Annotated in this window: 13 protein-coding genes; 7 read left to right on the forward strand and 6 right to left on the reverse strand. The window is 46.1% G+C overall.

From position 1 onward, the window contains the following. Positions 1-6: 6 nt before the first annotated feature. The 3 genes from ACSAZL_RS01420 (at position 7) to ACSAZL_RS01430 (ending at position 2324) form a co-directional block, all read left to right on the forward strand. Entirely contained in the window at positions 7-468 is a 462-nt protein-coding gene (locus ACSAZL_RS01420; protein WP_440946979.1) for a universal stress protein, read from the forward strand. A gap of 86 nt (positions 469-554) precedes the next feature. Continuing rightward, a complete protein-coding gene (locus ACSAZL_RS01425) occupies positions 555-1409 on the forward strand; it encodes a CBS domain-containing protein (protein ID WP_440946980.1) in 855 nt (284 codons plus the stop codon). A gap of 228 nt (positions 1410-1637) precedes the next feature. Next, positions 1638-2324 carry a 2,5-diamino-6-(ribosylamino)-4(3H)-pyrimidinone 5'-phosphate reductase gene (locus ACSAZL_RS01430; RefSeq protein WP_440946981.1) on the forward strand — a complete coding sequence of 229 codons (687 nt, stop codon included), beginning with the start codon at positions 1638-1640 and terminating at the stop codon, positions 2322-2324. A 20-nt stretch (positions 2325-2344) separates the two neighbouring features. On the opposite strand, the gene ACSAZL_RS01435 is transcribed toward ACSAZL_RS01430, so the two are convergent. Continuing rightward, on the reverse strand, positions 2345-3049 hold the full coding sequence (locus tag ACSAZL_RS01435) for a YkgJ family cysteine cluster protein (RefSeq protein WP_440946982.1): 705 nt from the start codon (positions 3047-3049) through the stop codon (positions 2345-2347). A gap of 594 nt (positions 3050-3643) precedes the next feature. On the opposite strand from ACSAZL_RS01435, the gene ACSAZL_RS01440 reads away from it, so the two are divergent. After that, complete coding sequence (locus ACSAZL_RS01440) at positions 3644-3817, forward strand: DUF5350 domain-containing protein (protein WP_158024026.1); 174 nt, start codon at positions 3644-3646, stop codon at positions 3815-3817. Between the two features lie 458 nt (positions 3818-4275). On the opposite strand, the gene crcB (ACSAZL_RS01445) is transcribed toward ACSAZL_RS01440, so the two are convergent. The 4 genes from crcB (ACSAZL_RS01445) to ACSAZL_RS01460 all read right to left on the reverse strand — a co-directional run bounded on the left by crcB (ACSAZL_RS01445) (position 4276) and on the right by ACSAZL_RS01460 (position 6687). Then, positions 4276-4644 (reverse strand): fluoride efflux transporter CrcB, encoded by a 369-nt coding sequence (gene crcB / locus ACSAZL_RS01445; RefSeq protein ID WP_440946983.1) that lies wholly within the window; start codon positions 4642-4644, stop codon positions 4276-4278. Positions 4645-4647: 3 nt separating this feature from the next. Further along, positions 4648-5028 (reverse strand): fluoride efflux transporter CrcB, encoded by a 381-nt coding sequence (crcB, locus tag ACSAZL_RS01450; protein WP_440948949.1) that lies wholly within the window; start codon positions 5026-5028, stop codon positions 4648-4650. A gap of 151 nt (positions 5029-5179) precedes the next feature. After that, the gene (locus ACSAZL_RS01455) at positions 5180-6373 is read right to left on the reverse strand and encodes a molybdopterin molybdotransferase MoeA (protein WP_440946984.1); all 1194 of its coding nucleotides are present in this window, start codon (positions 6371-6373) and stop codon (positions 5180-5182) included. A 20-nt stretch (positions 6374-6393) separates the two neighbouring features. Continuing rightward, entirely contained in the window at positions 6394-6687 is a 294-nt protein-coding gene (locus tag ACSAZL_RS01460) for a ubiquitin-like small modifier protein 1 (protein ID WP_440946985.1), read from the reverse strand. A gap of 82 nt (positions 6688-6769) precedes the next feature. Between ACSAZL_RS01460 and ACSAZL_RS01465 the strand changes: the two genes are divergently transcribed. The 3 genes from ACSAZL_RS01465 (at position 6770) to ACSAZL_RS01475 (ending at position 10590) form a co-directional block, all read left to right on the forward strand. Next, positions 6770-8410, forward strand: coding sequence for a flippase activity-associated protein Agl23 (locus tag ACSAZL_RS01465; RefSeq protein WP_440946986.1), 1641 nt, complete (start codon positions 6770-6772; stop codon positions 8408-8410). Between the two features lie 197 nt (positions 8411-8607). Next, positions 8608-9276: a CBS domain-containing protein gene (locus ACSAZL_RS01470; RefSeq protein WP_440946987.1), complete on the forward strand. Its 669-nt coding sequence runs from the start codon at positions 8608-8610 to the stop codon at positions 9274-9276. Between the two features lie 129 nt (positions 9277-9405). Continuing rightward, on the forward strand, positions 9406-10590 hold the full coding sequence (locus ACSAZL_RS01475; RefSeq protein ID WP_440946988.1) for a cation:proton antiporter: 1185 nt from the start codon (positions 9406-9408) through the stop codon (positions 10588-10590). Positions 10591-10745: 155 nt separating this feature from the next. Here ACSAZL_RS01475 and ACSAZL_RS01480 read toward each other — a convergent pair whose 3' ends face one another. Next, positions 10746-13475: a cation-translocating P-type ATPase gene (locus tag ACSAZL_RS01480; RefSeq protein ID WP_440946989.1), complete on the reverse strand. Its 2730-nt coding sequence runs from the start codon at positions 13473-13475 to the stop codon at positions 10746-10748. Positions 13476-13544 lie beyond the last annotated feature (69 nt).

Genomic DNA, 13544 nt, shown 5'->3' on the forward strand with positions numbered 1-13544 from the left:
CGAGATATGACGAGCGAATTTTACCGGAACATAGTAATTGCAACAGACGGATCTGAGAATACCCAGAGAGCAATTTCTTACGGAATTGAGATTGCAAAACTCAGTGGGGCCACAGTTCACGCACTTTATGTAGTGGACACATCTTCTTTTTCGTCGATACCCATGAGTTCGGACGGCGGCTGGGAAGCAATGTTCGAGATCCTGAGAAAGGAAGGCCAAAGCGCGGTCTCCGCTGTCAAGCAGCAGGGAAAGGCCGCAGGGGTGGAAGACATAAGAGAAATTGTCTGGGAAGGGCACCCGAGTTCTGCGATTCTCGAGTTCGCAGAGAAAAATAATGCTGACCTGATAGTCATGGGAACACTTGGAAAAACCGGGCTTGACAGATTCCTTCTGGGAAGTGTTGCAGAAAAGGTAGTCAGGAGTTCAACAGTTCCGGTAATGGTCGTCCGGAGTGGAGAAACAAGCTGATATTGCTATTAACTGGAAGCCTTTTGAAGAGAAACGATAAATCAAAAAAAATCCAGGATTCAGAGGACAATACAGGTGTAGATCGTATGCCAAAAAACATCTTCATAGAAGATATCATGGTAAGGGACGTCGCATGCGCGACCCTGCCAGGTTCCAGGGACGAGGTTCTTAAAATTCTTAAGAACAAACATATCTCGGGAGTCCCGGTACTCAAGGATTCCAAAGTAGTAGGAATCGTGACCCGGACAAACCTGTTACAGAACCCTGAAGAGGAACAGCTGGCCCTTCTTATGACACGAGACCCGATAACCATATCCCCTGGATCGGACCTGCAGACGGCTGCACGCCTGCTTCTGCAGCACGGTATCAGAAGACTTCCGGTTGTTGATGACGGAAAACTTGTGGGGCTTGTTACGGTTGCAGACGTGGTGGGCACAATTGCGGATATGAATATCGATATTCCTATCAAGGACTATGTGGAAACGGAAGTAGTTGCAATCTACAGCGAGACCCCCTTGCCCGTTGTAGCCAGGATCATGGAACTTGCCGGGGTCAAGGCTGTGCCTGTACTTGATGCCGCCCTTGAACTCATAGGAATCATCTCGGACCGGGACGTTATCTCCGCAAGCGTTATTGAAGACAGCGTGGAGATGTCGGATATGTCCGCAGGGCAGGATGATGATGCCTGGACCTGGGAATCCATGCGGGATACCATGAGCATCTACTACAGCGTGTCAAGGATCAAGGTCCCGAACCTGATCGGAAGCGATATCATGATCCGGGAACCGATCACAGCTACTTACATTGCATCTGTCAGCGACTGCGCAAGAAAAATGAAACGTAACAGGATCGACCAGATACCAATCATTAATTCAAACCGCAAGCTTCAGGGTCTCTTAAGAGACCACGACCTCCTTAAGCCCCTGGTCGAATCGGAATAAGCCAGGCTAAATCGGGTCGAAGCTAAATGCGGTTTGAATTACAGTTTGAGCCGGGACAAAAATAGTTCAAACCCCAGCTCAAACTTATTTCAGTCTAAAAATAAAAACAGATGTAAAAACCGGAAGAACTTTTCCTTTAAGTCCGGTCTATTCCAGAATTCTAATGCAGAACAACGACTTCTATACAAATATGCCTTTTAATTTAATACTTTTTTCAGGAACCATAACATGGACAGGCCCTTTATTTTTATAAACTCTGCGATGTCTGCCGACGGTAAGCTCTCAACAAAAGAGAGAAAGCAGGTAAAGATCTCCGGAAAACTTGATTTTGAGAGAATGGATGAACTCCGAGCTCAGGCAGATGCAATCATGGTAGGGATAGGCACCGTACTTGCCGATGACCCCAGCCTGACGGTAAAATCTCCTGAAAGGAAAGCTGTCCGAAAAGCCGCCGGGAGAAGCGAAAATCCGGTACGGATTATTGTGGACAGTGCCGCAAGAACTCCTCTTGATGCCGATATATTCAGAAAAGGTGACGGGCTCAGGATAATTGCCGTTTCAAATTCAGCCCCTGTAGAGAAAATCAAAAGCCTGGAAGAAAAAGCCCGGGTCATCAGAACAGGAGACCTTAAAGTTGACCTAATAGAACTTGCGGCAAAATTAAAGGAAACGGGCATAAACACCCTCATGGTTGAGGGAGGGGCAACCCTCAACTGGGGCATGCTCTCCGCGGGCCTTGTTGATGAGGTCTATACCTTCGTTGGGAACCTCATCATCGGAGGAAAAACAGCCCCGACCTTCACGGACGGGGAAGGGTTCACGGAAGCCGAACTTCTCGGACTCGAACTGCTTTCGGCTGAAAAAATTGAGGACGGGATACTTCTTAAGTGGAAGGTCAAAGGGAAAAGGAGCTGAAACCTTCTTTTCCTTTATTATTACCTGAGTTTTTGCCTTTCGAACCCGCCTCTGTAGTACACAAAGATCTCAAGTTCGCACTCCCCTTTAAGGAATTCCCTCATTTTACGGTCATAGGTCCTCTGGACATGTTTTAAGTTGTTCTTCCTGAAGTGGGCTTCCACAGCCTCAAGAAAACCAATCATCTGCATCAGATAGGCTTCTTCATAAGCCCTGGTCTCCTGTGCAATTGCTTCGCATGTCGAGTCTTCGAGTTCCGAATGATAGCTCCCATGCTCGTTTAAGCCGCTTATCTGCCGCCAGTCTACTTTTCCCATTTCATCGGCTTCCCTGTGCAGCATGTGAGGGTACACCCTGCAGATAGAAGGGCGGCTCTCGTAGATCCGGCATCTCTTATTTTCCAGGAAAATGCAGGAGCCATCAGGTTTTGTTTTCAGGGAATAGCCGGAGACATAGAACCTGCCGTTCTGGTCGCAAAACTCGTAATAAGGGGCAGGAGTGACGGCATCCGAATCTATCCGTTTTATTATTTCCAGGTCCGGATCAAGCAGAAATACATGGTCGTTAAACTCTTTAGTGCAGCAGCGGGCACAGAGTTCGCACCTGAATCCCAGTTCTTTGATTATGCCGACAAATTCTGATTCAGGGAAGCTTTTTAATTCCCGGATTTCTTCTCGTACTTCGGCAAGCCTGGTTTCGATTGGATTATTTTTTACGGAAATCACCTTTTAATGAAAGAATCATTGAACATTTGTCCTGCTATTAGCCTATCCTGTTATTCCTCTACCCCGCTTTTCATCCTGTATCCGGCATCATCCGAGTACTTTATCATCTTAGTACAGTATCATGTGAATACTGCATCATTCTGGATACCTTAACGTTTGAGTACCGCATCACCCGGGGACCGTGTCACCTGAGTGCCTGTACAGTTTCAAGGGGAATCTACACGCATCTTCCTGAGGAAGAATTATTTATACCTTGCGTATATCCTCCACATTTTTGTGCCCTGATCCAGGGCAATGTCCGTAACATTTAATTACTAGCATTTCTCTTTATGATAAACTCAAGGCTTGATGAAACTCATATCTCTTACTTTCAGGCTTCAAGGAATCTCAAGTATTCCAATTAAGATCATTGAAAGATTATCGATTTGACAGATCATCGAATCAATATACCTCTGTTACGGGATCGCTGCTGAAGGATAAATCCGCGGCAAACAGCAGTGGTCGGCGATAAGGCAGACATGGTATGTGAATAAGTCACTTAAAAGTTAAAGCGAATACAGACTAAATTCAGATCAAAATTAACGAGGAATGATAATGGGCAAAACCGGCAGCATTGATTGGGTAAAGGTAAAAGGCAGAAAAGGCAGAGTAATCAAGGTCCAGAAATCGAAATCTCAGAAAGCACACCCCGGACCTGCACAGCGCTTCACCTCTTCAGGTCACAAGAGGCGTTTCATTAGAAGATCTGCAAAAGCCCTTGTTAAATAACCTCAGGGCTTTTCCATTTTACCATTTTTAGTTCTATTTTTTAAGCTACATAGAGTCTTTTTTACACTAATTCTCAAAGGATTAATTTCTCTCCAGGCATCCCTATCCTGATCGAATTTTTGTTTTTTTGGTAGACTTGCACCACACGAATCTTTACTTCTTCTTGACTGGCTACTGGGCCGGCTGGTGGAAGCTTTTGTGTTTTTTTCCTGAATTCAAAAGAGGTTTCCGGAGTTAAGGAAGTCCTTTCTCCGGCTGCGAGGTTGGCTTCCTTCCCGCGCGGCGCAGGAAGAGAAAAGTAAAATATTCTTCATGAAGTCCGGGATAGATCCAGATTAATCCGAAACTGCTATGGCTGACGCTTCAATAAAAATAACTTCAGAGCCGACAGGGTGCCTGAACAACTATTAAATGTTTTTATCTACTCTGAGTGCCTGCCCAAAGGGATTTCTTCAAAATCAAAGCATGAGGGCCAGATATGCGATGCTTACTCCCAGGAGGCAGAGCATGACATTTAGAAAGATATTGAGGAAAAATGAAACGTTTTGCCCGTCCTCAAGCAGCCTGAAAGTTTCATAGGCGAAGGTGGAGAAGGTTGTAAAAGAGCCGAGGATTCCTATATTTACCAGATATACCATGGATTCCGGTTCCGAGGAAAAAGTTAAGAGTGCAAGCACCATGCTGCCAAGAAAGTTTACTGTAAGGGTTCCTGCAGGGATATTCTGGATTTTTGGTACGCGGCTTGAAACCGTATAACGGAGGGATGCACCTATGAAGCCGCCCGTGCCTATTAAAAAAAGTTCTCCCATGCCTGAAGCGGGGAACATGTCTCAGATCTCCCTGCTTGAAAAGGCTTTTATAACGCTCCTGCCAAAGAACACGCCTGTAAGGGTAAGAAAGATATTTGCACTGATATTCCCGAGAGCCGGAATGAAAGGCAGGCTGAAAGACTGGACTGCAAAAGTGGAGAAGGTCGTAAACGCTCCCATAAAACCTGTCCCGAACGCAATCTTTCCTTTAGGACCTATGAAGCCAAGGTACTCGGTATCGTACATTATCATGCCCAGCATGAAACTCCCGATTACGTTTACGGACAGAATTCCAAGTTGCCCTTCCACAAGCTCACAGAGCAAAAATCGGCAAACTGCTCCTAGAAAGCCGCCGGCTCCTATTAAAAAAATCTTATCCATTTCTTTATCTGGGGAGGGCATTTTCTTCACTTATTCTCTGAAAATTGGAGTAAAGGACGGTTACTTCCTTCCCATTACCTCCTGTTAGTATAAAATTTTATTCATTTCATATAGCAATGTAATGGAAGATGTCTGCCATTCCCGTTTATGTGTTCGTTTATGGATGTCGATTTTACTCGATCAGGAAAACATCCACTTCCTGCCCTTCCTCATAGCCTTCCACGTTCTCAGGCACAAGCACATAACCGTCAGCCTTCGCAACCGAACTCAGGACTCCTGCTCCTGCTCCCATAATTGGGCGTGCCCTGTCTCCTTCAAAGACAACGCGGATGAAATTGACATATCCTATTTTTGAGCTTATTTTTGCAGCCAGGCGTTTTCTTAGGACAATTTCCGGCATTTCAGGGATCGAACCCAGTTTTCGAAGCCCTGGGCGGACAAAGAAATACAGGGCAACAAGCCCGGCAACCGGATAGCCCGGAAGGCAAACTACAGGCACTTTCCCTATGGTTCCAAGGGCTGCAGGCTTCCCGGGACTGAGCGCGATCCCGTGCACAAGCAGTTCTCCCAGGGCCGCTACAGCTTCCGGGGCATGGTCTCTTTTCCCGACTGAAGTCCCGCCTGAGAGGAGGATCATATCAGCGTCCAGGTTTGCTTCCAGCGCTTCTTTCAAGCTCTCCGGGCGGTCAGGCACGATCTCCGTACATCGGGGAGTTCCCCCCCATTTTTCCGCATAGAGGGCGGCCATAAGCCCGTTGGTCTCAAGCACCATTCCCGGAGGGGGGACCTCTCGGGCTTTTTTGCGGCTTACCAGCTCGTCCCCCGTGGGAATAACTGCAACCACAGGTTTTCGGAAAACCTTCACTCTGTCGAGTCCCAGGGAAGCGAGTACGGCAGCATCACAGGGGCGGAGGAGATGCCCCTCCTTAAAAACCAGCTCTTCTCTTTTTATGTCCTCTCCAACCTGCCCCACATTCCTTCCAGGATAGACCTGAGCCCTGATTTCAACCATATCTCCAGCCATAACGGTGTCCTCCACCATTACGACCGCATCGGCACTTTCCGGTAGGGCGGCTCCGGTATGGACCCACATGGAGGTCCCTTCCTCTATACTGTCCGAAAGCTGTAAGAGCACGGGGTTTACAGGAGAGGCACCCGGGGTATCGGCTGCCCTGACAGCGTAGCCGTCCATTGCAGCCCGCCTGTAATGAGGTATATCTCTTCCGGAAAATACGGTTTCTGCAAGTACCCTGCCTGTACAGGCTTCAAGGGGCACTTCTTCTGCATGCCTGAGAGGGGAGATGTTTTCAAGAAAAAGCTGCAAAGCTTCATCAACGGAAGTACGTTCTTTGAATATTCTGCCCATTCTCCTGCCCCCTGGAAAAATCATCCTCCGGAGACGGGAGGTAGAATTCCGATTTCGTCCGAGTCCTTAAGGAGAGTTTCAAGTCCTTCCAGGTGCCGGACATTGTTTCCGTTAATCAGGATATTAATTGAGCCGCAAAGGACCGTTTTCTCACATTTTTCATCGTTTTTTTCAAAAATAAGGTCTTTTAATGCGGGATATTTGTCGGTGAGGGATAAAAGGACATCGATAACCTTTTCTCCGGAAAGCAGGAGTTCCGGGGTGCCTGCTGCCTCACGTAGATTTGCAAATAACTTCACTTTTACTTCAGCCATGAGGAAGACTATTTCATCCTACTCCTTAAATATACCTATGCCTTATAAAAGGAGCAGCCATCACCGGAAGGTTTGGGAAACAATGCAGAAAAGTCCATACAATGATTCGAATGACTCTACAAATTCATCGGAGCTCTCCGATACAAAGTACAGGCTTCTCGGGCTTTTGATCGTTTTATTTGCCCTGGCTCTAAGGCTTTTTGAACTTGGCGAGAGGGTTTTACATCATGATGAAAGCGTACACGGCAGTTTTACCCTCAAGCTGCTCGAGCAGGGGGAGTACAGTTATAATCCCGCGTATCACGGCCCCTTTCTTTTTCATTCTACTGCAGCCGTCTTCCACTTTCTGGGAATAAGCGATGCAACCGCCCGCCTGGTTCCGGTCTTTTTCGGAGTGGCAACTATTCTGGCGCTCTTTTTGCTGAAAAAAGAACTGGGAAAAAGCGGAGTGCTCTGGTCAATGTTTCTGCTTGCATTTTCCCCGAGCATGGTCTACTTCTCCAGGTTCTTCAGAAATGATATGATAATTGTGTTCTGTACCCTGGCGGCCGTTGCAGGTGCTTTCCGCTATCTCGACAACATTCACAGCTTCAGGCGATACCCTTACCTTATCCTGACAGCTTCATCCCTTGCCCTTGCCGTAACTGCAAAGGAAAACGCCTATGTAATCATACTTATATTCGGAGCTTATGCCGGGATGGGCTTACTGTACTGGATCTATTCCAGCTGGAAGAAGGAAAACCTGAGTTTGCAGAAGACCCTCCTTCGCAAAGCTTCGGTCCTTTTACATTTTCTCCCTGAAATTCTTCTTTCGGGGGCACTCTCCATTTTCATTATTATGTTTTTTTATACAAGCCTTTTCAGGAACGATATTTCTCTTTTCTCAATCGTAGATAGGGCTTTTACCCACTGGATGGCGATGCACAGGATAGAGAGGATAGGAGGTCCTTTTTACTATTATATTCCTATTCTTCTACTATATGAGGTCCCGATTGTAATCTTTGGGGCTGCAGGATTTTTCCATTTCCTGAAAATTAAAAGGCCGAACGCTTCATTTTTCTTTTTCCTCTGTTACTGGGCCCTTACCAGCCTGCTGCTCTATTCCTATCTTCAGGAAAAAGTCCCCTGGCTCGTTGTACATATCGTCTTGCCCTTCGGGATCCTTGCAGGAGCTTATCTGGGAGAAATATTTTCCCGGAAGCCCGAACCTGTGCCGCCTGAACAGGAGCTTCCGGAAGGAGATAGAAGTTCTCTGACAGGTCTGACATCTTCCCGGAAAGAATACTCCAGAAAAGCTCTCAATTTAACTGCAGGAATTCTGGCCCTTACCCTGCTTATTTCCCTCGGTCAGTGCATCTCGGTAAATTACTACAGGAGCATGGAGCCGGCAGAGCTGATGACATACACACAGTCCTCTCCGGATATCCGTGAGCTCATGGAAAATATAGAGAGTTTTGACCGAAGGCCTGAAACCCTGAGGCTTTACGTTGTTGACCCGAATAAGCTGTACTGGCCTCTGCCCTGGTACCTGCGGGACTACGAAAAAGTAGGGTATACTTCCAAGCCTCCCTCAAGCAGTAAATACGAGGCTATTATTGTGCCTTCATCCTATGATATGTACAGGGAAATCTCTGCAGAAGAGTATTCCTCTTATAACTTTACCCTGCGCCCGGGAAGGGATTTCACCCTTTATTATAAGAAGAAACTTGAAAAAACCGGATAAACTTTCTGTACGGATAAATTTTCTGTACGGATAAACTCTCTGTACGAATAAACTTTCTATAACGAGTAATCACATATTTTACAGTAGAGGAAAAAAGAGAAGAAATCAAAAAAGGAACGTAGGAAAACAGAAACGAAAATACAGAGGATACAAATGATATTTAAAAAGGGGGGAATTCTTAAATGGGAGCTGGGGTTATGAGCAAAATATTCGCTCTGACAAATAATCTTGCAGGAAGAGACTTCTCTCAAGGAAACAGCAATGAAGAGAAGGAAGAAGAGGAAATAAGAAAAGAAGAACAGCTGGAAAAAGCTCCTGAAAGGGAAGACGGATTACCTGCTATTCCTGAAGGGATTCCTGAAGCTAGGCCGCCGTCCGAACAGATAGATGAAGGTTTTGGAAGCTGTCTCTGGATAACAATCAAAGAACTCATGACCAGAGATGTGGTAACAGTACAGGAAGACACTCCTCTGGAAGAAGTCTTTTCTCTTCTTGGGAGACTTCCCTATCATACTCTTCCGGTAGTGAACGAGAAAAACGAGCTTGTGGGAGTTATTGATCTTGACATCATTCTTGAAATCCTGCTTTTATGCATTGTTCCTAAAGAAAAACATACCACTCTTACGGCTATGAGGTCTCTTGGCGGAAAAGCAGGAGATGTAATGATCACACATCCGATAACGATTCCTCTTGACGCTACACTAAAAGATGCTTCGGATCTGATGATGAAGCACAGGCTTGACCGCGTCTGTATCAGTGATAACGGAAAACTGGCAGGAATTGTATCCAAGAAGGATCTCGTAAAAGAGATTTGTAAAAGAAGAAAAGAAGAAAGGGCAAAAACCAGAGATGAAATCGAAGAATAAAGAGAAAAAAAGAAAGCAGAAGGGATAATACTGAAGTAAAAAAATTCGGATAAGTTCTGAGAAAGATAAATTCTTAGAGAGAGGGAGTTTGGGCTAAGAAACGCAGAGGAAAGCGGGGGACTAACAGCGGTGAGTGCTCTTTTACAGATATTGTTTCTGATTATCGGTGTAAAATTTCTGGGCGAAGTGGCAGAAAGAGCAGGTATCCCCTCAGTTACAGGAGAAATCCTGGCTGGTGTTCTATTTGGAGTGCTTTTTCTTGATGTGGAAACCGGGGTAATCACTTTCTTTGCCCAGCTGGGGGCCATTTTTCTGCTTTTTACCGCAGGATATAAAGAAGTTAGCTTAAGGGACCTGAAACCTGCAGCATTAGTCGCCTTTGTTCCTACGTTTTCTCAGATAGCTTTTGCCTTTGCTTTCGGTTTCGGACTCGGAGAACTTTTTGATTTCAGTTTTCTCCAGAGTCTTTTTATGGCGGTTGCTTTCAGCCCGACAAGCATAGGAACGATGCTCAGTACCCTTATAGACCTGAACTACCATTCCAGCAGACCCGGGAAAATAATGATTTCCTCGGCAGTTCTGGACGATATTATCGGGATATTTCTGCTCTCTGTGGTGATTACTTTTGCCAGTCTTGACCGTGTGCCTTCATTCCCGGGCATTCTTACGAGCGCAGGAAAAATCCTGCTCTTTCTGATAATTATGTATGGCCTCGGGCAGTACCTTTTTCCCGGGCTTTTTGCTTATGCTCAGAAAATGCATACAAGAGAAGCAGTATTTTCAGTTGTGGTTATGGTAGCCCTTTTTTCCGCCTATCTTGCGGAGTTTTTTGAACTTCATGCAACAATAGGAGCGTTCATAGGGGGGATCTCAATCTCGGAAATTCCCCTTGCCAAGATCAAGGACGTGCAGAGCAAAGTAGAAGGTCTGGCTTACGGGATATTGGTCCCGCTTTTTTTCGCATTCATAGGCTTTTCAATTGACCTGCAAGCTCTGGTAAATGCAGGCATCCTTATTCCTCTGGTTATTATCTTTTTAGCCCTATCCGGTAAGTTAATAGGGGGGTTCATCGGGTCAAAAGCCATAAGATTCGATTTTTATGAAAGCCTCATCTTCGGAATAGGAGTCATGCCAAGAGCAGGGATAGAACTTGTGATGCTAACCATCGGCAGGAGCGCGGGGATAATCGGTCAGGAAATATTCTCAGCGATGGTTTTTATGGTAATTGTCTCCATTCTGGTTTCGCCTCCGCTTTTGAAGTTTGCGATTCAAACCGAAAGAAAAAACAAAACCGATAACGGTATAAGGGCATAACAGTTTGGATCTAAATTGTGGACATGTAGAATAAAGACGTGAAGGTTTGAATCCGGAATGAAGAACAATATGGGACAGGTCATTACCGTTTTAATCCGAAAAAGAGAAAAAGCAAGGGCTGGGCAGAAACCGGATGAACCCGGATCACCTTTTGGTCAGTGTGCCCTTCTTGCATTCAGGTACTTTACAATTTCCATTGAGATGAGGGTGGTGGAAGCTAAAGCCGTTATGATTCCCAGCTCAGAAAGGGAAAGAGGGACTGTCCTGAAAGCAAACTGAAGGAAGGGGGTGTAAACCACCAGCAACTGCAGGATCACTGTGGTCAGGATTGCATAGACCAGAGCTTTGTTTGTAAAGAGCCCGAGAGAAAAAATCGAATACCTATCAGAACGCCAGTTAAAGGCATTGAACATCTCTGAAAAGACCACAAGTGTGAAGATCATGGTCTGCAGTTTCGAAATGGGAAAATCGCTGTTCAGAGCCCAGACTAAAACTATCAGTGCCTGAGTGGCAATAAGCCCTCCAAGCCCGAGCCCGGCAACGATTTCACGGCGGGTGATAAGTCCTTCTTCAACATCCCTTGGTTTCTGCCTCATAAGCCCCCTGTCAGGAGGTTCAACAGAAAGAGCCATAGGAGGGAGTCCGTCCGTAATCAGGTTGATCCACAGGATCTGTACGGCAATCAAAGGCAGGATCTGCCAGCCCAGAATTGCTATGAGGACGATCAGGACTTCTCCTATATGGGCTGTAAGTCCGTAGGTGATGAAGTTTTTGATGTTTTTAAATATATTTCGTCCTTCTTCAACTGCCGAGACAATGGACGCAAAATTATCATCTGTCAGGATCATGCTGGAAGCTTCTTTGCTGACATCAGTGCCTGTAATGCCCATTGCTATGCCCATATCCGCAGCTTTCAGGGCAGGCGCATCGTTAACTCCGTCCCCGGTCATTGCTACAACATAGCCCTTCTTTTTGAGGGCTTCTACCACCCTCAGTTTATGAGTGGGGTAGACCCGCGCGTAGACCGAAACCTTTTCAACTCTTTCCTCAAACTCGGTCTCGTCAAGGCCGTCAAGTTCCGAACCTGTAAGAGTAAGGTCGTTTTCCTTTAAAATCCCGAGTTCCCTTGCAATTGCAGCCGCTGTGACCTTATGATCCCCTGTTATCATTACAGTCTTGATGCCTGCATCCTCACAGGTTTTGATTGCAATTTTCACTTCTTCTCTCGGGGGATCTCTCATACCCATTAGCCCCGAAAAGACCATGTCCTTTTCAATTTCTTCTGCAGGGATTTCCCCGGAAGAAACTTTTTCGGGAGAGAAACCCTCTTCAAGAGGGCGGAAAGAAAGAGCCATAACCCTCAAGGCCTGATCAGCAAGTTCTTTAACCTTTTCGGAGATCTCCTGTGTCTGTTCCCGGGTTAGGGCTTTTATTTCACCGTCAAGTAAAATCTTCGTACAGGAGGTAAGGATTACCTCCGGGGCTCCTTTAGAAAAAGCCACAAGTTCGGAATCAAGAAAGGTGCCGGGACCGTCTTCCAGTCTATTGAAGGTGGTCATTCTCTTACTTTCGGAAGAAAAGGGTATTTCTGCAAGTCGCGGGTATTTTCTCTCAAGTTCGGAGTTTTCAAGCCCGGCTTTTGCCGCAGCGACCACAAGAGCTGCTTCTGTCGGGTCTCCTGTAATTTTCCATGAGTCTTCTTCTTTATGAAGGTTTGAATCGTTGCAAAGGGCAGCCCCAAGCAAAAGAGTCCGAAGATGCATATCGTCCTCAGATACCTCAGGATCTTCTTTCTCCGAATCTTCTTTTAGAAATTTTCCCTCGGGATTATACCCGTTTCCCGTTACTTTGAGGTTCTGTCCGTTAACATATATCTTCTCAACTGTCATTTTGTTCTGTGTAAGCGTGCCTGTCTTGTCAGAGCAGATTACATCCGTAGCTCCGAGCGTTTCTACCGAAGGAAGTTTTCTCACAAGGGCATGTCTTTTGACCATGCGCCTTACTCCAAGCCCGAGCCCTACTGTCACAACCGCAGGAAGGGCTTCGGGAATAGCGGCAACTGCCAGTGCAACGCCCCAGAGAAACATGTCCAGAGGGGGAAAGCCGGAAAAGACCCCCAGCACTGCAACAAAAGCTACAATTACGAGAGTTGCCCCGCCAATCCATCTGCCGAATTTATCAAGGCTTTCCTGCAGAGGGGTTCTGGACCGTTCTATTGTCCCGAGGAGTCCGGCAAGTTCTCCAAAAGCGGTTTTCATGCCTGTTGACGTGACAACAGCTCTACCTCTTCCGTAAGCAACTGAAGTCCCTGCATAAGCCATGTTCTTCCTGTCAGCTTCGGAAGTGCCTGCAGGCAGAGCATCGGTAATCTTCTGGACAGGCACGGACTCCCCGGTGAGCGAGGACTCGTCAACTTTAAGGTTGAATTCTTTAATTATCCTGGCATCGGCAGGGATGCGGTCTCCGGTCTGAAGCAGAATTATGTCCCCCGGGACCAGTTCTGTTGATGGGATCTTTTTTTCAGTCCCGTTTCTTATTGCGGCTGCTTCGGGAGACGTCAGGGATTTAAGGAGTTCAATTGCTTTTTCAGCTCTGTACTCCTGTACAAAACCAAGAACTCCGGCAAGAAAAACAGTAAACAAAATCACCACTGCATCAATAGCTTCTCCAAGTAAAGCCGAAACAATGGAAGCAACTATCAGAATAAAAATTAAAATACTTTTGAATTGTGAGAGAAAGAGCCGCAAGACCGATACTTTTTCTTTTTCTTTAAGTTCGTTTTTCCCATACTCTTCCAGTCTTTTTTCAGCTTCTTCGGAGCTAATCCCTTTTTCTGATGTCTTCAGCTCCTCAAAAACCGAGCTAATTTCCTGATCGTAGTACAACCCTGACCCTCATCTTTTTGTAACCCGATAACTCTGCACTCAGTATTTACTGTGCTATAATATAAATGA

The sequence above is a fragment of the Methanosarcina mangrovi genome, from assembly GCF_052057765.1.
In the GTDB taxonomy this organism is placed as follows: domain Archaea; phylum Halobacteriota; class Methanosarcinia; order Methanosarcinales; family Methanosarcinaceae; genus Methanosarcina.